Annotated in this window: 20 protein-coding genes; 7 read left to right on the top strand and 13 right to left on the bottom strand. The window is 72.7% G+C overall.

The genetic code is table 11. The features are described 5' to 3' along the window. Positions 1 to 67: 67 nt before the first annotated feature. Entirely contained in the window at positions 68 to 820 is a 753-nt protein-coding gene (locus AC0693_RS05640) for an MBL fold metallo-hydrolase (RefSeq protein ID WP_356404505.1), read from the bottom strand. A 247-nt stretch (positions 821 to 1,067) separates the two neighbouring features. Here AC0693_RS05640 and AC0693_RS05635 point away from each other — a divergent pair, with 247 nt between their 5' ends. Together AC0693_RS05635 and AC0693_RS05630 are read left to right on the top strand one after the other, a co-directional pair. Then, complete coding sequence (locus AC0693_RS05635; RefSeq protein WP_478801041.1) at positions 1,068 to 1,508, top strand: hypothetical protein; 441 nt, start codon at positions 1,068 to 1,070, stop codon at positions 1,506 to 1,508. Next, a complete protein-coding gene (locus AC0693_RS05630) occupies positions 1,505 to 1,900 on the top strand; it encodes a DUF488 domain-containing protein (protein ID WP_478801040.1) in 396 nt (131 codons plus the stop codon). The genes AC0693_RS05635 and AC0693_RS05630 overlap by 4 nt, the downstream gene beginning before the upstream one ends. 793 nt (positions 1,901 to 2,693) lie before the next feature. On the opposite strand, the gene AC0693_RS05625 is transcribed toward AC0693_RS05630, so the two are convergent. The 7 genes from AC0693_RS05625 to clpS form a co-directional block, all read right to left on the bottom strand. Beyond that, positions 2,694 to 3,644, bottom strand: coding sequence for a PLP-dependent cysteine synthase family protein (locus tag AC0693_RS05625; RefSeq protein ID WP_469317576.1), 951 nt, complete (start codon positions 3,642 to 3,644; stop codon positions 2,694 to 2,696). Continuing rightward, on the bottom strand, positions 3,644 to 3,931 hold the full coding sequence (locus AC0693_RS05620) for a MoaD/ThiS family protein (protein ID WP_356404500.1): 288 nt from the start codon (positions 3,929 to 3,931) through the stop codon (positions 3,644 to 3,646). The genes AC0693_RS05625 and AC0693_RS05620 overlap by 1 nt, the downstream gene beginning before the upstream one ends. A 123-nt stretch (positions 3,932 to 4,054) precedes the next feature. After that, positions 4,055 to 4,165 carry a putative leader peptide gene (locus AC0693_RS05615; RefSeq protein ID WP_330330664.1) on the bottom strand — a complete coding sequence of 37 codons (111 nt, stop codon included), beginning with the start codon at positions 4,163 to 4,165 and terminating at the stop codon, positions 4,055 to 4,057. An 88-nt stretch (positions 4,166 to 4,253) separates the two neighbouring features. Next, positions 4,254 to 4,676 carry a M67 family metallopeptidase gene (locus AC0693_RS05610; protein WP_356404499.1) on the bottom strand — a complete coding sequence of 141 codons (423 nt, stop codon included), beginning with the start codon at positions 4,674 to 4,676 and terminating at the stop codon, positions 4,254 to 4,256. Positions 4,677 to 4,753: 77 nt separating this feature from the next. After that, positions 4,754 to 6,190, bottom strand: coding sequence for an amino acid permease (locus AC0693_RS05605; RefSeq protein ID WP_478801039.1), 1,437 nt, complete (start codon positions 6,188 to 6,190; stop codon positions 4,754 to 4,756). Positions 6,191 to 6,508: 318 nt separating this feature from the next. Next, positions 6,509 to 7,150, bottom strand: a complete 642-nt coding sequence (locus AC0693_RS05600; RefSeq protein ID WP_478801038.1) for a DUF2017 domain-containing protein — start codon at positions 7,148 to 7,150, stop codon at positions 6,509 to 6,511. Then, entirely contained in the window at positions 7,150 to 7,464 is a 315-nt protein-coding gene (gene clpS / locus AC0693_RS05595) for an ATP-dependent Clp protease adapter ClpS (protein WP_468463165.1), read from the bottom strand. Before clpS ends, AC0693_RS05600 begins: the two co-directional genes overlap by 1 nt. Before the next feature lie 80 nt (positions 7,465 to 7,544). Between clpS and AC0693_RS05590 the strand changes: the two genes are divergently transcribed. Together AC0693_RS05590 and AC0693_RS05585 are read left to right on the top strand one after the other, a co-directional pair. After that, the gene (locus tag AC0693_RS05590; RefSeq protein ID WP_469333317.1) at positions 7,545 to 8,873 is read left to right on the top strand and encodes a nicotinate phosphoribosyltransferase; all 1,329 of its coding nucleotides are present in this window, start codon (positions 7,545 to 7,547) and stop codon (positions 8,871 to 8,873) included. Between the two features lie 764 nt (positions 8,874 to 9,637). Next, positions 9,638 to 10,240: an isochorismatase family protein gene (locus AC0693_RS05585; protein ID WP_478801037.1), complete on the top strand. Its 603-nt coding sequence runs from the start codon at positions 9,638 to 9,640 to the stop codon at positions 10,238 to 10,240. A gap of 30 nt (positions 10,241 to 10,270) precedes the next feature. Here AC0693_RS05585 and AC0693_RS05580 read toward each other — a convergent pair whose 3' ends face one another. Both AC0693_RS05580 and AC0693_RS05575 read right to left on the bottom strand, forming a co-directional pair. Then, positions 10,271 to 10,576 (bottom strand): hypothetical protein, encoded by a 306-nt coding sequence (locus tag AC0693_RS05580; RefSeq protein ID WP_469317580.1) that lies wholly within the window; start codon positions 10,574 to 10,576, stop codon positions 10,271 to 10,273. 110 nt (positions 10,577 to 10,686) lie between these two features. Continuing rightward, on the bottom strand, positions 10,687 to 13,047 hold the full coding sequence (locus AC0693_RS05575) for an immune inhibitor A domain-containing protein (RefSeq protein WP_469333384.1): 2,361 nt from the start codon (positions 13,045 to 13,047) through the stop codon (positions 10,687 to 10,689). Positions 13,048 to 13,488: 441 nt separating this feature from the next. Here AC0693_RS05575 and AC0693_RS05570 point away from each other — a divergent pair, with 441 nt between their 5' ends. Continuing rightward, positions 13,489 to 13,818 carry a hypothetical protein gene (locus tag AC0693_RS05570; protein ID WP_478801036.1) on the top strand — a complete coding sequence of 110 codons (330 nt, stop codon included), beginning with the start codon at positions 13,489 to 13,491 and terminating at the stop codon, positions 13,816 to 13,818. Here the strand turns inward: AC0693_RS05570 and AC0693_RS05565 are convergent. Then, positions 13,815 to 14,567 carry an RDD family protein gene (locus AC0693_RS05565; RefSeq protein ID WP_469317581.1) on the bottom strand — a complete coding sequence of 251 codons (753 nt, stop codon included), beginning with the start codon at positions 14,565 to 14,567 and terminating at the stop codon, positions 13,815 to 13,817. The two genes, AC0693_RS05570 and AC0693_RS05565, sit on opposite strands and share 4 nt — an antisense overlap. A 98-nt stretch (positions 14,568 to 14,665) precedes the next feature. Further along, positions 14,666 to 16,015, bottom strand: a complete 1,350-nt coding sequence (locus AC0693_RS05560) for an RDD family protein (protein WP_478801035.1) — start codon at positions 16,013 to 16,015, stop codon at positions 14,666 to 14,668. Between the two features lie 266 nt (positions 16,016 to 16,281). On the opposite strand from AC0693_RS05560, the gene AC0693_RS05555 reads away from it, so the two are divergent. Further along, complete coding sequence (locus tag AC0693_RS05555) at positions 16,282 to 16,761, top strand: SsgA family sporulation/cell division regulator (protein ID WP_478801347.1); 480 nt, start codon at positions 16,282 to 16,284, stop codon at positions 16,759 to 16,761. A 51-nt stretch (positions 16,762 to 16,812) separates the two neighbouring features. Here AC0693_RS05555 and AC0693_RS05550 read toward each other — a convergent pair whose 3' ends face one another. After that, a complete protein-coding gene (locus AC0693_RS05550) occupies positions 16,813 to 18,180 on the bottom strand; it encodes an FAD-binding oxidoreductase (protein ID WP_478801034.1) in 1,368 nt (455 codons plus the stop codon). 96 nt (positions 18,181 to 18,276) lie between these two features. On the opposite strand from AC0693_RS05550, the gene AC0693_RS05545 reads away from it, so the two are divergent. Beyond that, positions 18,277 to 19,740, top strand: a complete 1,464-nt coding sequence (locus AC0693_RS05545) for a tetratricopeptide repeat protein (protein ID WP_356404476.1) — start codon at positions 18,277 to 18,279, stop codon at positions 19,738 to 19,740. The last annotated feature ends 51 nt before the right edge of the window (positions 19,741 to 19,791 follow it).

The following is a 19,791-nucleotide window of genomic DNA, read 5'->3' as shown; positions in this document are numbered from 1 at the left end:
CGGAAGGGCAGGGGCTTCGGCGTGCCGCGGTGCGGCGCGTACGGGGTACGGCGGCTCCCCGTACGGGTCAGACCTCGTAGACGGCGCCCGCGCGGGCGAGGTCCACCGGGCCCCCGTACACGGAGCGGGCGTCGGCGACGTTGCGCCGGGCGTCCGTCCACGGCGGGATGTGCGTCAGGACGAGCCGTCCGACCCGGCCGGCGCTGGCGAACTCCCCGGCCTCGCGGCCGTTGAGGTGGAGGTCGGGGATGTCCTCCTTGCCGTGGGTGAAGGAGGCCTCGCAGAGGAACAGGTCGGCGCCTTCGGCGAGCAGGCCCAGTTCGTCGCAGGCCCCGGTGTCGCCGGAGTAGGTCAGGCTGCGGCCGCCGTGTTCGAGCCGGATGGCGTAGGACTCGACGGGGTGGGAGACGCGTTCGGTGCGGACCTGGAAGGGGCCGATCTCGAAGGCGCCGGGCTTCAGGGTGCGGAAGTCGAAGACCTCGCTCATGGAGCGTTCGTCGGGGACGTCCTCGTAGGCCGTGGTCAGGCGCTTCTCGGTGCCTTCGGGGCCGTAGACGGGGATGGTGCCGCAGCGGCCGCCTTCGTGGCGGTAGTAGCGGGCGACGAAGTAGCCGCACATGTCGATGCAGTGGTCCGCGTGCAGGTGGCTGAGGAAGACCGCGTCGAGGTCGTACAGGCCGCAGTGCCGCTGCAGCTCACCGAGGGCGCCGTTGCCCATGTCGAGGAGCAGCCGGAAGCCGTCGGCCTCGACGAGGTAGCTCGAGCAGGCCGATTCCGCTGAGGGGAACGAGCCGGAGCAACCGACGACGGTGAGCTTCATGGAGCGGGAACCTCCGTGGACGGTCCGTGGACGTTACACGGAGACGGGGAGGGCGACGGGGCGTGCGTGGAGTCGAGCGTAAAGCGCGAAGCGTGCCGTCGCTCCTCCGCGGTGGGCCGTTGTGGGACAACTCACCTGCGCTGTCACCCGGTGGAGCGACGGCGGGTACCCGGGTTGCCGTCCGCGGGGCGGTCGGCGGGCGTGCGCGGGCCGTGCGGGCGGGTCGGGGCGCGGTTACGGTCGATGCATGGACACGTCCTGGTGGCCCGGGATGGCGGCGGTCGTGGCCGTGGCCCTCGTGGTGCTGGTGACGGGTCGGCGGACCCAGGCGGTGCGGCCGCGGCTGCCGGCCCGGTCGGGGCCGTCCGGGCACGGTCCGGGACCGCCGCAGCGGCCGGTGCCCGGCGAGCTGTGGCGGCTGGCGGACGGGAGTCCGTGCCTGGTCCTGGCGGTACGGGGCCCGCGGGCGCGGATCGCCCCGGTCACCGGGAAGTACCGGGACGCCCGGCCGGGGGTGATCGCTCTCCCGCCGGGGGTGCTGGGGGCGGCGCACGGGCGGGCGGCGTTCCTGGAGGCGGACCGGCCGCGGGAGGTTCCGGTGCGGGAGGTGCGGCGGCGGGTCGGGTCGGTGGATCCGGCGGTGTGGGACCAGGTGAAGGGGCTCGGGCTGGGAGGCGAGGGCCGGTGACGCGGGCGAACGCGCGAGCGGGGGCAGGAGCGGGGGGCGGTGAGGTCCGGGTGCGGCGGGTCTACGATCCCCCGGACCCGGCGGTGGACGGCGTCCGGGTGCTGGTGGACCGGCTGTGGCCGCGGGGGCTGTCGAAGGCGGCGGCCGCGGTGGACGAATGGCCGAAGGAGGTGACCCCGTCGGCGGAGCTGCGGAAGTGGTTCCACGGTGGGGGCGGGGGGTTCGAGGAGTTCCGCGAGCGGTACGAGGCGGAGTTGGCGGGGGCGGTGGCGGGGGCGGAGCTGGAACGTCTGCGGGGGCTGCGGCGAAAGGGGCCGCTGACCCTCCTGACCGCCGTCAAGGACCCACCCTCCAGCCACGCCGCCATCCTGGCCGCGGTCCTGTCCCGCTGACGGGGTCCGCGGGGGCGCGGTGCGGTGCCCCCGCGTCGGCCCGGGTGCCTCCGGCGGCGCCTCAAACGCCGGCGGGGCTGGATCGTGCGGGCCGGTGCCGTTGCCCTGCCACCTTGCCGTGCCCGGGCAGCGGGGCTGGATCGTGCCGGGGCCGTGCCTTTGCTTGCCACCTTGCCGTGCCTGGGCAGCGGGGCTGGGTTGTACCGGGGCCGTGCCGTTGCGGCGCCATCCGCGCCGACCGCGCTCGCTCGCGGTGCCTCCGGCGGCGCCTCAAACGCCGGCGAGGCTGGGTTGTGCCGGGGCTGTGTCGTTGCCCTGCCGCCTTGCGGTGCCTGGGGGCAGCGCCTGAAGCGCCGCCGGGTTTGCCGGGCCCGGTTCCCGGGGCACGGCAGTCGGCCAGGACCACGCCGAGCCCACACCAGCCCCGCCGGCGTTTGAGGCGCCGCCGGAGGCAGGCACCGGCCGGGCCAGCCGGCGCGCCGGTTACCGCCCGCGCGGCCGGCGTCGGCGGCACGGGACCAAAGCCGGCTCCGCCCGTGTGACACGGGACCCACACCAGCCCCGCCGGCGTTTGAGGCACCGGCCGGGGAGGCAGCCCGGCGGGCCGGTTATCGCCCGTGCGGTCGGCGTCGGCGGCGCCGCACCACAATCAGCCTCGCCGGCGTTTGAGGCGCCGCCGGAGGCAGGCATCGGCCGGAAGGCCACCGGCGGAGCGGCACCCGCCCGTGCCCTGCGCGTCGGCGCCGCCGGAGGCAGCCGTGCGGCGGCTACGGGCCGGGGCGGGGGTCCGGGTTCAGGCCCAGAGTTGGCCCTGGAGGGTTTCGATGGCTTCGGCCGTCGTCGGGGCCGTGTAGACGCCCGTCGACAGGTACTTCCAGCCGCCGTCGGCCACGACGAAGACGATGTCCGCCGACTCGCCCGCGGCAACCGCCTTTCGGCCCACGCCGATCGCCGCGTGCAGGGCGGCCCCCGTGGAGACGCCCGCGAAGATGCCCTCCTGCTGGAGGAGTTCACGGGTGCGGGTCACCGCGTCCGCGGAGCCGACCGAGAAGCGGGTGGTCAGCACGGAGGCGTCGTACAGCTCCGGGACGAAGCCCTCGTCCAGGTTCCGCAGCCCGTACACCAGGTCGTCGTAGCGCGGCTCGGCGGCGACGATCCGGATGCCCTCGACGTGTTCGCGCAGGTAGCGGCCGACGCCCATCAAGGTGCCCGTCGTGCCGAGGCCCGCCACGAAGTGGGTGATCGACGGGAGGTCGGCGAGGATCTCCGGGCCGGTCGTGGCGTAGTGGGCGCCCGCGTTGTCCGGGTTGCCGTACTGGTAGAGCATCACCCAGTCCGGGTGCTCCGCCGCCAGCTCCTTGGCGACGCGGACCGCCGTGTTCGAGCCGCCCGCCGCGGGCGAGGGCACGATCTCGGCTCCCCACATGGCCAGCAGGTCACGCCGCTCCTGGCTGGTGTTCTCCGGCATGACGCACACGATCCGGTAGCCCTTGAGCTTCGCGGCCATGGCGAGCGAGATGCCCGTGTTGCCGGAGGTGGGCTCCAGGATGGTGCAGCCGGGCCGCAGGAGGCCGGACTTCTCGGCCTGCTCGACCATGTGGAGCGCGGGGCGGTCCTTGATCGAGCCGGTCGGGTTGCGGTCTTCCAGCTTGGCCCAGATCCGGACGTCCTCGGACGGGGACAGCCGGGGCAGCCGGACCAGCGGGGTGTTGCCGACCGCCGCCAGTGGGGAGTCGTAGCGCATTACTTCGATCCGCCGGCCACGGCCGGGAGGATGGTGACGCTGTCGCCGTCCTTCAGCTCGGTGGTGATGCCGGCGAGGAAGCGGACGTCCTCGTCGTTGAGGTACACGTTCACGAAGCGGCGCAGCTCGCCGCCCTTGGCCTCGTCGATGATGCGCTCCTGGATGCCCTTGTGGCGGGTCTCCAGGTCGGCGAAGAGGTCGGCGAGGGTCGCGCCTTCACCGGACACGGCCTTCTCGCCGGCGGTGTAGGTGCGGAGGATGGTGGGGATGCGGACCTCGATGGCCATGGCTGGCTCCAGTCGTGAAGAGGGTGCGGGGAAGTGCGGGGGCTGGGCGGGCGGTGCGGAAGGCGGAACGGGTGGCGGCGCCGCGCGCGGTCGGCCGCGGGCGCCGCGGTGGTGCGGCGGTACTCAGGCAGCGGCAGGACAGATGGCACTGGCGAGGCGGCACAGGTCGACGTGCAGCCGCGCCACGAGCAGCAGCCTGCCGGGCGTCTCGATGCTCACGTCGTGGGGAACCATGCGGTCATGTTAACGATTCCCGGTCCCGCGTTTGGAGTGTGATCCCGCATCGTGGACGCCTTTGGCTCACATACTGGGCGGTAGCCCGCTAGTAACCCGCCACGACCTGCACTTCTTCCTCCGTGACCACGCCGTCGACGATGCGGTACGACCGGAACTGGAACTCCCCCAGGCCGTCCTGGTCCGCCGTGGACACCAGGACGTAGTGCGCGCCGGGCTCGTTCGCGTAGGTCAGGTCGGTGCGCGAGGGGTAGGCCTCGGTCGCGGTGTGCGAGTGGTAGACGATCACGGGCTCCTCGTCCCGGTCGTCCAGCTCGCGGTAGAGCTTCAGCAGGTCCTTGGAGTCGAACTCGTAGAACGTGGGCGACCGCGCGGCGTTCAGCATGGGGACGAACCGCTCGGGGCGGTCGGTGCCCGCCGGACCGGCGACGATCCCGCAGGCCTCGTCCGGGTGGTCCTTGCGGGCGTGCTCGACGATCCGGTCGTACAGGTCCTGGGTGAGGGTCAGCATGAGCGAAAGGATAAACAGACGGGCCCTTCCGTACCGAGGAGTGGTACGGAAGGGCCCGGATGCTGGACAGGATCCCGCTACGAGGCCTTGGTGAAGGCGTCGCCGCTCGGGTTCCTGTTCTTCATGACCAGGTAGGAGACGCCGAGGATCAGGCCCCACAGCGGGGCGCAGTACAGCGAGACGCGGGCGTCCTTGTCGATGCCCATCATCACGATGACCATGGCGATGAAGGTGAGCGCGAACCAGCTCGTGTACGGGGCGCCGGGCGCCCGGAAGGGCGACGCGGGCAGCTCGCCGCGGTCGGACTTGGCGCGGTAGCGGATCTGGCAGACCAGGATCATGATCCAGGCCCACATGCCGGAGATGGTGGCGAAGGAGACGACGTAGTCGAAGGCCTTGCCGGGGGCGACGTAGTTGATCCAGACGCCCACCAGCATCAGCGCGGCGGAGAAGGTCGTGCCGACGAGCGGGGTGCCGCTCTTGGTGAGCCTGGTGAAGACCTTGGGGCCCTGGCCGTTCTGCGCGAGGTCGCGCAGCATGCGGCCGGTGGAGTACATGCCGGAGTTGCAGGAGGACAGGGCGGCGGTCAGCACCACGAAGTTGACGATGGCCGCGCCGATGCCGAGGCCCATCTTCTCGAAGGCCAGGACGAAGGGGCTCTCGCCCGCCTTGAACTGGTTCCACGGGATGACCGACAGGATCATGATCAGCGCGCCGACGTAGAAGACGGCGATCCGCCACGGCACGGTGTTGATGGCCTTGGGGAGGGTCTTCTCGGGGTCCTTGGACTCACCGGCGGTGACGCCGACGAGTTCGACCGCGAGGAAGGCGAACATCACGATCTGAAGGGTCATCAGCGTCTCGCCGATGCCGTTGGGGAAGAAGCCGCGGTCGTTCCACAGGTTCGAGACGCTCGCCGTGCCGGCGGCGTCGGAGAAGCCGATGGTCAGGATGCCGGCGCAGATCAGGATCATGCCGACGATGGCGGTGACCTTGACCATCGAGAACCAGAACTCCAGCTCGCCGAAGAGCTTCACGGAGATCAGGTTGGCGGCGTAGAGGATGAGCGTGAAGATCAGCGCGAAGCCCCACTGCGGGAAGCTGCCGTGGGTCCAGAAGGACATGTACTTCGCGGCGGCGGTGACCTCGACGATGCCGGTGACCACCCAGAAGAGCCAGTACGTCCAGCCCGTCACGTAGCCCCAGAAGGGGCCGAGGAACTCGCGGGCGTAGTCCGAGAAGGACCCCGAGACCGGGCGGTACATGAGCAGCTCGCCCAGGGCCCGCATGATGAAGAAGATGACCAGGCCGGCGATGGCGTAGGCCAGGATGAGGCTCGGGCCCGCCTTGGAGATCGCCTTGCCGGCGCCCAGGAAGAGTCCGGTGCCGATGGCCCCGCCGATGGCGATCATCTGGATCTGCCGCGCGCCGAGCGTGCGGTGGTAACCCTCGCCCGCCTCGGCTCCGCCGCCGGCCGGCTTCGTGTCGTCGTGCTCGACCTGCACAGAGGTCATGTCTTGGTGCGCCTTTCTCCACGCCGGTCCGCGCCTGTGAGGGCTGCGGGCCGGATCCTCGATCCCCCCGGATACGGATGGAGTTGCACCCGGCGGTCAGCCGGTTCGAGCGAGCCGGGGAACAGGGGTGGCGTCCCGTCGGCAGTCGTGAAGATTTATCACGGGCTTACGGGTGATCGAGGCGCGAAAAAGTGATCTGGAGCACGAAAAAATAGGGACAAACGCCGGGAAGGCGATCAGACCACCGCAGGGCGGTGATCTGATCGTTATCCGGATTTGAGCGTCCGCTGAGCGAACGGAGCGGCTACGGGGCCCCGCTCAAAGGGTTTCGATCAGCGTCTCCTGGAGACCACCGAGCCACAGGTAGGCCATCACCATCGGCTTGCGCGGATCGTCGTCCGGGAGCCGGAAGAGAGCGGCGCTCTCGTCGTCCTCGGTGATGTCGAGCCGGGCCGCGATGGTGAGCCGCAGGTCGTTGAGCGCGCCGAGCCAGCGCAGCGGCAGCTCCCCGGTCAGCTCCAGCACCGCGCCGCGCCCGCCATCGGCGTCGTCGGCATCGGCGCCGTCGTCGCCCGCGAGCCCCAGCCCGTCGAGACTGCGTACGACGGCCAGCGCGTCCTCGCGCTTGCGGGTGCGCAGGTCGTTCTCGGTGAAGCGGCGGAATTCGGCCGAGCGGGCCCGCAGCTCCTCGGGATCCACGCCGTTCCCGGCGCCGGGGCCGCCGTAGGCGTCCGGGAAGAGCCGGGCCAGCGCCGGGTCGGAGGGCGGCTCGGTGGGGCCGTCGGCGGCGAAGAGCACGGCGAGCGGGTCCGCGTCCTCGGCCGGTTCGGCGGCGCCGGGACCGATCAGCTCCAGGAGCTGTACGGCCAGCGAGCGCAGGATCTGGATCTCGATCTCGTCGAGGGCGACGGCCGCGCCGCCGCCTTCGAGCGGCACGAAGGTGCCCGTCTCGCGCTCCATCAGTTGCGGTCCTGGGTGAGGGTCGCCCACAGGCCGTAGCCGTGCATGGCCTGCACGTCGCGCTCCATCTCCTCGCGGCTGCCGCTGGAGACGACCGCCCGCCCCTTGTGGTGGACGTCCAGCATCAGTTTGTTCGCCTTGTCCTTGGAGTAGCCGAAGTACGCCTGGAACACGTAGGCGACGTAGCTCATGAGGTTGACGGGGTCGTTGTGCACCAGCGTCACCCAGGGGACGTCGGGTTCGGGGACCGCGAAGGCCTCCTCGGCGGATTGGGTGCGTTCGATCTCAGCGGGGGCGACACTCACTCGTCCCATGCTGCCACTGTGACGGCCCCGTCGCACAAACGGGCCCTAGATCTCGTCACTCTGACGAGATGTGCGCTAGCATCCGTGACATGAACCCTGCGGACCTGGGCCTGCCGGTGGACGTGCCGTCGACAGCGCTCTTCACGGACCATTACGAGCTGACGATGCTGCAGGCCGCGCTGGCCAACGGCACGGCCGACCGGCGCTCCGTCTTCGAGGTCTTCACCCGGCGGCTGCCCGAGGGACGGCGCTACGGCGTCGTGGCCGGCACCGGCCGGGTCCTGGACGCGGTGGAGAACTTCCGCTTCGACCCCGCCGTGCTGGAGTTCCTGCGCGAGCGGGCCGTCGTCGACGTGCGGACCCTGGACTGGCTGGCCTCCTACCGCTTCTCGGGCGACATCTGGGGCTACCCGGAGGGGGAGGTCTACTTCGCCGGCTCCCCGCTGCTGCGCGTCGAGGGCAGCTTCGCCGAGTGCGTGCTGCTGGAGACCGTGATCCTCTCGATCCTCAACCACGACTCGGCGATCGCCGCGGCCGCCTCGCGGATGTCCTCCGCGGCGGGCGGCCGCCCGCTGATCGAGATGGGCGCGCGGCGCACCCACGAACTGGCCGCGGTGGCCTCGGCGCGGGCCGCGTACGTCGGCGGCTTCGCCTCCACCTCGGACCTGGCCGCCGGCTTCCGGTACGGGATCCCCACCGTGGGCACCAGCGCGCACGCCTTCACCCTGGTGCACGACAGCGAGCGGGACGCCTTCGAGGCCCAGGTGGCCTCGCTGGGCGGGTCGACCACGCTGCTGGTCGACACGTACGACGTCGCCGAGGCGGTACGGACGGCCGTCGAGGTGGCGGGGACCGGGCTCGGCGCGGTGCGCATCGACTCCGGGGACCTGCTGCTCGTCGCCCACCGGGTGCGCCAGCAGCTCGACGAGCTCGGGGCCACCGGTACGCGCATCGTGGTCACCTCGGACCTGGACGAGTACGCGATCGCCTCGCTGGCGGCGGCGCCGGTCGACGCGTACGGGGTGGGCACGCAGCTGGTCACCGGGAGCGGGCACCCGACCTGTTCGATGGTCTACAAGCTGGTGGCGCGGGCCACCTCCGCCGATCCGAAGGCGCCGCTGCACCCGGTGGCGAAGAAGTCCTCCGGCGGCAAGACCTCGATCGGCGGCCGCAAGTGGGCCGCGCGGCGTCGCGACCGCGACGGGGTGGCCGAGGCGGAGGTCGTGGGCACCGGGGCGGTGCCGGCTTCGCTGGCCGGGGAGCAGTTGCAGGTGCAGCTGGTCAAGGGCGGTGAGGTGATCGCCCGCGAGCCGCTGGAGGCGGTGCGGGACCGGCACCGGGTGGCGCTGTCCGCCCTCCCCCTGTCCGCGACCCAGCTCTCGCGGGGCGAGGCCGTGATCCCGACCGAGTACGTCTGACCTGGCGGTGGCGGTGCCGCTGCGGGGGCGGGGGCGAACCGGTGGCCCCGGGCGCGCCCGGCCGGCCGGCTGTCCTGGCCGTACCGACCGCCGGCTCGCCGCCCTCCGGCCGCCGTCCCCTCCGGGGGCGCCTCAAACGCCGGCGGGGCTGGGGTGGTGGGGCGGCGGGCCCCGGGCGCGCCCGCACGCACCGGCCGCCGGATCCCGGCCCTCCGGCCGTCCTCCCCTCCGGGGGCGCCTCAAACGCCGGCGGGGCTGGAGTGGGCTGGCGGTGCGTTGCCGGCTTCGCCGGGGCGGGGGCTCCGCGAAATCCGGCGGCTGAAGGTGCGGCCACCCCCGGCCCCGCCGCGCAGCCCCCGTCGCCCACCCCAGCCGCGCCGCGCAGCCCCCGGCAGCCACTTCCAGCCCCGCCGGCGTTTGAGGCGCCGCCGGAGGCCGGGACCACCGGGCCGGAAGACGCAGGACAGGCCTCGACCCCGTCGGCCACCTCCCGGCCCCGGCAGCCACCTCCAGCCCCGCCGGCGTCTGAGGCGCCGCCGGAGGCCAGGACCACCGGGGCGGGAGACGGCAGGGCGGGCCTCGGCCCGGCGGCCACTCGGTCGAGGCGCCGCCGGAGGCGGAGGGGCGGGGCGGCGGCCCGGCGGGGGGCGGGTTCGGGGAGGGGAGGGGCGGGGAAGAGGCCACCGGAGGCACCGGCAGGGAACGGGTAGGGCGCAGACACCGGCGGCGGCGAACGCCGCCACATCGAACGAAGGACACGCGACATGCACCGCGCACTGATCGTCGTCGACGTACAGAACGACTTCTGCGAGGGCGGCAGCCTGGCGGTCGCCGGAGGCGCCGACGTCGCCGCCTCCATCACCGAGCTGATCGCCCAGGCCACCCCCGGCTACCGGCACGTGGTCGCCACCCGCGACCACCACGTCGACCCGGGCGCCCACTTCGCACACCCCCCGGCGGAGCCGGATTACGAGGCCTCCTGGCCCGTGCACTGCGTGGCCGGGACGGAGGGCGTCGGGTTCCACCCGAACTTCGCCCCCGCCGTCGCCTCGGGCGCCGTCGCGGCGGTCTTCGACAAGGGCGCCCACGACGCGGCGTACAGCGGCTTCGAGGGCGCGGATGAGAACGGCGTGACGCTCGCCGACTGGCTGCGCGACCGCGAGGTCAGCGAGGTCGACGTGGTCGGGATCGCCACGGACCACTGCGTACGGGCGACCGCCCTGGACGCCGTCCGCGCGGGCTTCGACACCCGCGTCCTGCTCGACCTCACGGCGGGGGTGGGCCCCGTAAGCACGGAGCGGGCCCTGGAGGAGCTCAGGACGGCCGGGGTGAAGCTCTCCGGCACGCCGCACGTGGCCGACGCGTAGGGGCGCTCAGGCCTGCGCTCGGGTCTGCGCTCAGGCCCCCGGCAGGAGGGCCCGGATCGGGTGCCACAGCTCCTCGGCCCGGTCGGGGGCGCCGCGCCACAGCAGGCCGTCCGGGTGGTGCAGGACCGCCGTCACCTCGTCGGGGGTCGGCGGCTGCGCGTTGCCGCGCAGGTAGACGGCGCGCATGCCGAGGTTCCGCAGCCTGGTCAGGGCGCGGGCCCGGTTCGCGGCGTGCACCAGCACGCGGACGTTTCCGCCCTCACCGGACGGTCTGGGCAGCGTGAGCGCGACCACCACGCTGCCGCCGGGCAATCGGACGAAACCTCCACCGGGCATGCTTGTCATCTCCCCCGTCAATAAGAAACTCGCACGGGCATCTAAACGCGATCGGCCGCCGCCCGCTAGAGGGCGACGGCCGATCATGCTCTGACCTGCGGTTTTGCGTGTTACTTGACGGAGGGACCGACCTCGACCGTCATCTGGAGACCGTCGTAGGGCTCCTTCACGATCTTGATCTTGGTGTTGGTGTCAGTGACCTTCACCGAACCGGTCGGGTTCTCGTCGTAGAAGTACTTGCCCTTGTGGTCGTCGAAGACCAGGTTCGCGGGCTTCGGCTTCAGGAAGAGCGCCTCACCGTTCTTGTGCAGGGTGAAGGCGTCCGTCGAGTACGCGCTGAAGGTGGCGTCGTACGGCTGGATCTTGTTCCGCAGCAGGGTGCCGTCCGCCCACTTCATGGGCTTGGCGTTGGCGTCGATCGGAAGGATCAGGCCCTGGCCCGGGTGCTGGCTGGTGTTGTTGTCCTTCTGGGAGGTGTCCCACTGCCAGATGAGCAGGCCGTCCTGGTACGGGTAGTGCTCGACCCAGCCCGGCTTGGTGTTGGCGAAGCCGAAGTTGTACGGGCCCACCTTGAGGGTGGAGTCGTACGAGACGTAGCGGCGGTTCTCCGCCAGGTAGTACTGGGCGTACTCCTTGGTGAAGTTGGCACCGATGCGCGAGAAGCCCTTGCCCGTCCAGCCGTTGTCGCCGTTCTCGGCGCCGTCGGTGAAGAGGGCCTGGCCGTCCGCGGTGACGGTGACGGCGTCGGCGGTGAAGCCCTTGCCGCCCGCGCCGCCGTCCGTCTGGTAGCGGAAGCGGAGGTCGAACTTCTTGCCCGCGTAGGCGTCGAGCGGGTAGTTCAGGTCCTGCCAGGCGCCGGAGACGTCCGTCAGGGCCGGGGAACCGCCGGCGTCGAGCGGGATGGCCTTGCCGTTGGCCGTGCCGGCGAGGGCGGTCCAGTTGGCACCGCCGTCGGTGGAGACCTCCGCGTAGAGGAAGTCGTAGTCCTTCTCGATGTCCCACCAGCCCTTGAGGGAAAGGGCCGCGGAGGACTTGCCGGTCAGGTCGACCGGGCGGGAGAGGGTGTTCTTGAGGTCGTCACCCATGTTGCTCCACCACTGGGCGGCGCCTTCGGCGGGAGCGACGATGTCGGTGCGGACCTGCTTCTTGGGCAGCTCGACGACCAGCGCCTGCTTGTCCTTGGTGTTGTACTCCGAGACACCGAGCTTGTGGGTCGACTTCGTCGCGGCCTTGGCCGTGTCGTAGTTCAGCCAGCCGAGCTGGTACTTGTCCCACGCCGTCATGTCGCCCGGCATGTCGCCGATGGAGTCCTTGCCCTCGCCGAGCCAGGAGCCCGCCGACATCAGGGACCAGAAGCCGACCGAGTTGTCGCCGCCACCGGAGGTGTCGTAGAGGTCCGGGAGACCGAGGTCGTGCCCGTACTCGTGCGCGAAGACACCGAGGCCGCCGTTCTCGGGCTGCATCGTGTAGTCGCCGACCCAGATGCCGCTGGTGCCGATCTGGGTGCCGCCGGCCTTGTTGCCGGCCGGGCCGGTCTTGCCCGCGTCCGTGCCGTAGGCGTACCAGCGGTGGGCCCACAGGGCGTTGGTGCCCTGCACGCCGCCGCCGGCCGACTCGTCCTCGCCCGCGTGGACGATCTGGAAGTGGTCGATGTAGCCGTCGGGCTCGTTGAAGTTGCCGTCGCCGTCGAAGTCGTTGCGGTCCCACTGGTCGTACTGGGACAGCGTCGCCTTGATCTCGGCGTCGGTCTTGCCGGCCTTCTTCTGGGCGTCGGCCCACGCGTTGACGCCGTCCTTGACGGTGTCCCACACGTTGGCGCAGTTGGTCTGACCGCAGTAGTTCGAGCCGTAACGGGCCTCGTTGTACGGGATCTTGACCCAGTCGGAGACCTGGCCCTCGACCGAGTAGCGGCCCGAGGAGGTCTTCTCGTAGTAGGTCTTCAGCGAGTTCTTGCCGGGGCCGGTACCGAAGTACAGGTCCTGGAAGTACTCGCGGCTGAAGTCCTTGCGCCAGGCCGTGCTGTTGTTCGACGCACGGTCCGGCTGGGCTATCTGGTTGTGCGCCGGGCCGGGGGTGCCGCCGTACTTCTGGACCGGCGGCTTGGGGCCGTCGGGGCCGTCCGGGTCGACCATCGTGGTGCTGTCGACCTGGTCACCGAAGTCGACGAGGACCGTGAAGATCTTGTCGGTCTTCTCGCGGCCCAGCTCGACGTACTTCTTGTCGTCGAGCTTGACGACCTTGGAGGCGCCGCGCTGCTCGACGTTCTTCTTGCCGGACAGCACCTGCTCCAGAGCGGCCTTGCGGGCCTGCTCGTTCTGCTTGCTGAACGGGCCGTCGAGGTTGTGCTGGACCTTGACGTTGGCCGGAGCCGTCGGGTCCTGGTGGTCGGCGGCCGCCACGGGCGCGGGGGCCACGGGGCCCGACGCGGTCGCGGTGGTGAAGGCTGCGCCGGTGGCGGCGCACGCGGCGATGGACACGGCGACGGCCGTGGCGCGCAGCGCTCGCCTTCTGGCGGAGTCTGAGTTGCTGGTCACTTGATGTCGTTCCCCTCCCGCGGCCGCCAGGACGTGTCGGAACGAACGTCTCCATCGGAGCGGGGGTTCCGCGCGGCGCGCGTCTCAAGTGACGACATTTGACCGGAGTAACGCGAGAAAAGACAGACCTTGACTTGTTCCCTACAACTGCACTATGCGGTCAGTCAGTTCCGCTATTCGGACGTTCCCCGGCCATTACGGGCGAAGGGGGAGCTTCCCGCCCGCGCCGCGTTCCGCACCCCGGGCCAACGCATGACTCCGTGCGCCCCCCTGTGCTCCGGTGGACGCGTGCCAACGGGTAAGGACACGCTTACCGTTGGTCGGGCTCGGGCATTCCCCGTCGTAGAGTTCCCTCCCTGCGTGAGGACGGATACCGCCATGCCGCGACCGACCGCCGTTCAGCTCACCTCCGGTTCCGTCACCGTCGTGGTGTCGACGATCGCCATGCTGCTGCTGTCCCAGACGAGTACGGGCCTCGGCGTCGCGGTCATCTCTGTGGCGGCCCTCGCCCTCGGCCTGCTCGTCGCGCTCACCGTGCCCATGCCGAAGCGGCGGCGCCGTGACTCCGCCGCCGCTCCGGACGCGGGCGCGGCGACGGCCGCCCGGGTACCCGTACCCCGGACGGCCGCCGCCGACGACGCCTCAGACGCCGCGCGAGCGCCGCACTCCTCGCGCGCCTCGCGCGCCGAACACTCCGTGCACCGCTAGGGCGTGTGAGCCGAGCTGACCACCACCGTCTTGGCCGCCTTGTCGTGCCAGCCCTGTTTGTACGGCTTGTCGATGAGCATCGAGATGACGAGTGCGATCGGCCACAGGCAGAAGCAGCAGAGCAGCGTCGGCAGCCACAGCACGGCGGCGCGGGTCAGCGCCGCGTTGGAGGGGGGCACGCTGCCGTCGTTGAGCATCGCGACGCGCACGTTCATGACGCGCTTGCCGACCGTCTGGCCGTTCTTCTTCGTCATGAACCAGTCGTAGCCGACGTACGCGAGGATCCCGATCAGCGTCCAGATCAGGCCGCTGCCGCTGTAGGACCGCACGACGACGTCGCTGACGTCGTCGCCCTTGCTGGTGTCGACCACGTAGCGCTTGCTGCTGAAGGCCCACTGCAGCAGGTACAGCGGCACGCTGATGATCAGCAGGTCGATGACGCGGGCCGCGAGGCGCTTGCCGAAGTCCGCGAGCGGGGGCATCCCGGCGAGCGGATCGGGCATGCCGTAGCCGCCGCCCCCGCCGTAGGGGTCGCCGCCGTACGGGCCCCCGCCGCCGTAGGGCGGGGGCGGCGGAGGCGGGTAACCGCCCCCGCCCGGCGGCACACCGCCGCCGGGGGGCGGGGTGGGCCCGCCGGGCGGCGGCGAGCCGTACGGCGAACCGCCCGACGGGGGCGTCGGTTGCTGGGGCTTCTTGAGGAACGGGTCGTCCTCGGGCGACGGGCCCGGCGGCGGCTGGTCGGTACTCATGGCCCGAGTCGAACCCGGCCGGACGCGCCCCGCAACGGGACCGCGTCCGTTCGGGGGGCGGACCGGGCGCACGGACCGTCAACCGGGCGGTACGACCGTCAGCGGGCCACGTACGTCCCCGCCGCCTTGTCGTGCCAGGCCTGCCGGCGCGGACGGTCGATCAGGCACCAGAGGGAGCCGGGCACGCCCAGCAGCGCGTAGACGAGCCAGCGGCGCAGCGCCGCCCCGAAGGACGGCGGCCGCCGGGTCGCGACGGCGAGCACCCGGATCCCGAACAGCTTCTTGCCCGGCGTCCGGCCCCAGCGGGCGGTCGGCAGCACCTCGCAGAACACGCCGCAGAGCAGGACGGCCCCGAGTACGACGCCCAGGTAGCCCGCGGTGGTCCCGTCGAGCAGCCACACCGTGACGGTGTGCCCGCTCCCCCGGGCCGCCTCCACCTTGGCGTCCAGGTGCGCGGTGACGGCGGGCAGGAGCGGCCGGGCCACGGCCACCGCGACCCCGGCGGGCACCAGCGAGTCCACCAGGCGCGCGAGCAGGCGGCGCGGGCGTCCCGCGGGGCGCACGGCGCGCTCGGCCATCCGCTCGAAGACGTCGCTGTCGGTGCGCCGGGGCGCGGGGGCCGGGGCGTCGACTCCGGTGGCGGCCTCGGGCCCGGCGGGCACGGCACGCGCCGCGGCCACCGCGGGGGCGTGGACGGGCGCGTGGGCCGCGGGCGCCGGAACCGCGGCGCGCGCGGGGTCGGGGGCGGGCGCGGGGGCGGCCGGTGCGGGGGCCGAGGGGGCCGCGACCGAACGGGCCGGGGCTGACGCGGCCGGAGTTGACGGGGCCGGAGTTGACGGGGCCGGGATCCCGCCGCTGCCCCGAGGCTCCGGCCAGTCGGGGGCCGGGGCGGGGGCGGCGGGCGCCAGGGGTGACCGCGCCGAGAGGATGCCGGCCTCTTCGGGCGCGCGGCCGGTCCGGACGCCGGAGGCGGACCCGCGGACGGCCGCGGGCTCGCGCACGGGCTCCCGCGCCGGCTCCCACCGGGGCTCCGGACGGGATTCCGGTTCTGCCTCCGGGAGTGGTTCGGGACGGCTCCGGGCGAAGGACACCCCGCCCTGGCGGCCCGCCGCCTCGTGCCCGTGCTCATCCGCCTGGCCCCAGGAAACCAGGTGGTCGCGGGGCCCGCCGAAGCCCGCCTGGTGGAGGGGGTCGGCCTGCCACCCCATCGGCTCCGGTGCGGGCGCCCGTACCGCGACCGGCTCCGGTTCGTGTTCCGGTTCGCGGCAGGCCGCGGTCATCGAGGTCTCGTCGAGGAAGACCGGGCCGGTCTCCTCCACGGGCGCGGGGCGGCTCGTACCCGGGACCCAGGACCCGCCGTTCCAGTACCGGACGTACCCGGGGATGGACGGGTCGGGGTAGTACCCCTCGCGGGCCGCGTGCCCGCCGTCTCCTGGGGAGGCCGTCAATGTCCCCAACTCCGTTCGTGGCGTGAGGCTTGTGCAGGGGAGGACCATAGCCAAGAACCGGTGTCCCGCAGGTCCGGTAACGGGAGAGTGCAACCCTTCGGGCGAACCTCGCCCCATGCGGGAGGTTTCCGGTCAGCCGATCGTTTTCGGCCATCTTGCGGACGGACCGGGAAACCCGCGTCATAGCCGCGCGTGCGCGCGCTCTCTCCGGGTGCGGGGCCGGACACAGGCTCCGCGTGAGACGAGAGACCGAAGCGAGGCACACCGTGCACCACCCCGTCATCGAGCGCGAGCTGGAACTGCGACTGGTCCTGTCCCCCGAGCGCAGCGTCTGCGTCCCCGCCAAGCTGTCCTACCGCGCGGCCGACCCCTACGCCGTCCACGTCACCTTCCACACCGGGACCAGCTCCCCGGTCAACTGGACCTTCGCGCGCGAACTGCTCGTGGAGGGCGTCTTCCGCCCCTGCGGGCACGGGGACGTCCGGATCTGGCCGACGAAGGTCGACGGGCGCAGCGTGCTCTGCATGGCGCTCAGCTCGCCCGACGGGGACGCCCTGCTGGAGGCCCCGGCCCAGGCGGTGTCGGCCTGGCTGGAGCGCACCCTGCGGCTGGTGGCGCCGGGCACCGAGGCCGAGCGCCTGGGGCTGGACGACGCGCTGGCGGCGCTGCTCGCCCCGACCCCGGCGGACGACCTGTGGCTGCGGGACCCGTGGCCCTCCGACGAGTCCGCGGACGGGGAGCTGTGAGGCGGCCGGGCGGGAGCGGCGGCCGCTGCGGTCACCGCTCGGGGCCCGGGCTCAGAACAGCTTGCCGGGGTTGAGCAGGCCCAGCGGGTCGAAGGCGTGCTTGACCGCGCGCTGCGCCTCCATGCCCACCGGGCCCAGTTCGCGGGCCAGCCATTCCTTCTTCAGCACGCCGACGCCGTGTTCACCGGTGATCGTGCCGCCCAGGGCCAGGCCAAGCGCCATGATCTCGTCGAAGGAGGCGCGGGCCCGCGCGGTCTCGTCGGCGTCCGCCGGGTCGAAGCAGACCACCGGGTGGGTGTTGCCGTCGCCCGCGTGCGCGCACACCCCGATGGTCAGGTCGTGGGCGCGGGCGATGGCGCTCGTCCCGTCCAGCATCTCGGCCAGCCGCGACCTGGGCACGCACACGTCGTCGATCATCGTGGCGGGCCGCAGGGCGTCGAGGGCGGTGAGGGCCATCCGGCGTGCCTGGAGGAGCAGTTCGGACTCGGCCTCGTCGTCGGCGGGCACGACGGCGCTCGCGCCGGCGGCCGTGCACAGCGCGCCGACGGCGGCGAGGTCTGCGGGGGCGCCGGGGGTGTCGAAGGCGGCGAGGAGCAGGGCCTCGGTCGTCTCGGGGAGCCCCATCTTGCCGAGGGCGTTGACGGCGCGGACCGTCGTACGGTCCATCAGTTCCAGCAGCGAGGGCGTCAGTCCGGCCTCCATGACCGCGCAGACGGCGGCGCAGGCCGCGGCGGCCGAGGGGAACTCGGCGGCGAGCGCGAGCTGCCGCGGCGGGGCGGGGCGCAGGGCGAGGACGGCCTGGACGACGATGCCGAGGGTGCCTTCGGAGCCGACGAAGAGCCGGGTCAGGTCGTATCCGGCGACGCCCTTGGCGGTGCGCCGTCCCGTGCGCAGCAGCCGGCCGTCGGCCAGGACCACGTCCAGTCCGAGCACGTATTCGGCGGTGACGCCGTATTTGACGCAGCACAGGCCGCCGGAGGCGGTGCCGATGTTCCCGCCGATCGTGCACTGCTCCCAGCTGGAGGGGTCCGGCGGGTAGTACAGGCCGCGGGCGGCGACGGCCCGTGACAGGACGGCGTTGATCACGCCGGGTTCGACGACGGCGAGCCGGTCGACCGCGTCGATCTCCAGGATCCGGTCCATGGCGGTCAGGGAGAGCACGATGCAGCCCTCCGAGGCGCTGGCCGCGCCCGACAGGCCCGTACGGGCGCCCTGCGGGACGACGGGGACCCGTAGCGCGGTCGCGGTGCGCATGACGTGCTGGACCTGCTCGACCGTGCGGGGCAGGACCACGACGGCCGGGGTGCCGGCCGCGCAGAAGCCCGCCATGTCACGGGCGTAGGAGGAAGTCACCTGGGGGTCGGTGAGCACGGCCGCGGCCGGCAGCCCGTCGTGGAGGCGTGCCAAGAGATCGTCCATGGTGCCAGCCTGGCACCCGCCGCCATCGGTGTGAACCCGGACGCGACCCTCTTGCGACACCCCGGTGCACTCTTCATATTGACGCACAGTGACCCCATGGACGAGGAATCGCGGCCCGCGCCGCCCGTGACCTTCACCGGCCGCAAGACGCTCGTGCCGGCCGTAGTCGCCGTGGTCCTGATCATCGGGGCCCTGGTGATCCGGCCGGTCGAGAACGGCGACGACGCCCGCCCGCCCGGGCCCACCGAGCGGGCCGCCTCGGCGGTCGGCCGGGGCGCTCCCGCCGCGGCCGTGGACCTGAGCGCGCTGATCGGCGACCGGGAGAAGTGGGTGGCCGCGCACGCGAACGACGACGGTTCGTGGGCGGTGCTGGGGGCGGCGTACCTGGAGCAGGCGCGGCGCACCGGTGACACCGGCTGGTGTCCGAGGGCGGAGCGGGCGCTGAAGCGTTCGCTGGAGCTGCGGCCCGCGGAGAAGGGCAACTTCGACGCGATGACGGGCATGGGCGCGCTCGCCAACGCCCGGCGGGACTACGGGACCGCGAAGAAGTGGGGCGAGCTGGTGCGGGCGCAGTCCCCCAAGCGGTGGACGGCGTATCCGGTGCTGGTGGACGCCTACGGCGGGCTGGGCGACTACAAGGCCGCCGAGAAGGCGATGAACGAGCTGCTGGAGCTGCGGCCGGGCCTGGCGGCGTTCACGCGGGCCGCGCAGGTCTACCGGGACCACGGCTGGCGCGAGGACGCGGTGGCCGCGATGGCGAACGCCTCGGGCGCGGCGAAGGCCCCGGTGGAGAAGGCGTACGTGCTGTACCGGACGGGCGAGCTGTCATGGGAGCGCGGGGACTCCGGGGAGGCGCTGCGGATGTTCGAGGGCGCGCTGCGCACCGATCCGGCGCAGGCGGAGGCGCTGGGCGGGCGGGCGCGGGCGCTGGCCTCGCTGGGGCGCTCGGGCGAGGCGGTACGGGACTACCGGATGGCGCTGGGCCGGGCGCCGGTGCCGCGCCTCGCGCTGGAGCTGGGCGAGCTGCTGGAGTCGCTGGGCCGCACGGAGGAGGCGCGCGCGCCGTACGAGATGCTGGCGGGGCTGGCGTCGAAGGGCGTGGCGAACGGGGTCTCCGACGAGGTCACCCTCGGCCTGTTCGAGGCGGACCACGGGGATCCGGCGGCGGCGGTGCGGCGGCTGACGGCGGAGTGGGGCCGGCACAAGAACGTGCAGGTGGCGGACGCCCTGGGGTGGGCGCTGCACCGGAGCGGTGACGACGCGGCCGCGCTGGAGTACGCGAAGAAGGCGACCGAGCTGGGGCTGCGGAGCGCGGACTTCTCCTACCACCGGGGGCAGATCGAGCGGGGCCTGGGCGACACGGCGGCGGCCCGGCGCCACTTCCAGGAGGCGCTGCGGACGAACCCGCGGTTCTCGCCGGTGCGCGGGCCGCAGACGAAGGAGGCCCTGGAGGCGGTGGGCCAGCCCGCGGCGGGCGGGCCGGAGAACGTGCAGCCGAAGGGGCCGTGGGTGGCGCCGGTGATGCCGAAGCCCTCGGCGAAGGCGTCGCCCGCGGCGTAGTGGCGCTGACGCGGGTGCCGCCGGGGCCGGGGCAGGCGGTACCCGTGGTAC

It is taken from the genome of Streptomyces sp. NPDC043876, assembly GCF_056435825.1.
Note: the sequence above shows the minus strand (reverse complement) of the source record. Positions and strands in the feature narration are given on the sequence as shown.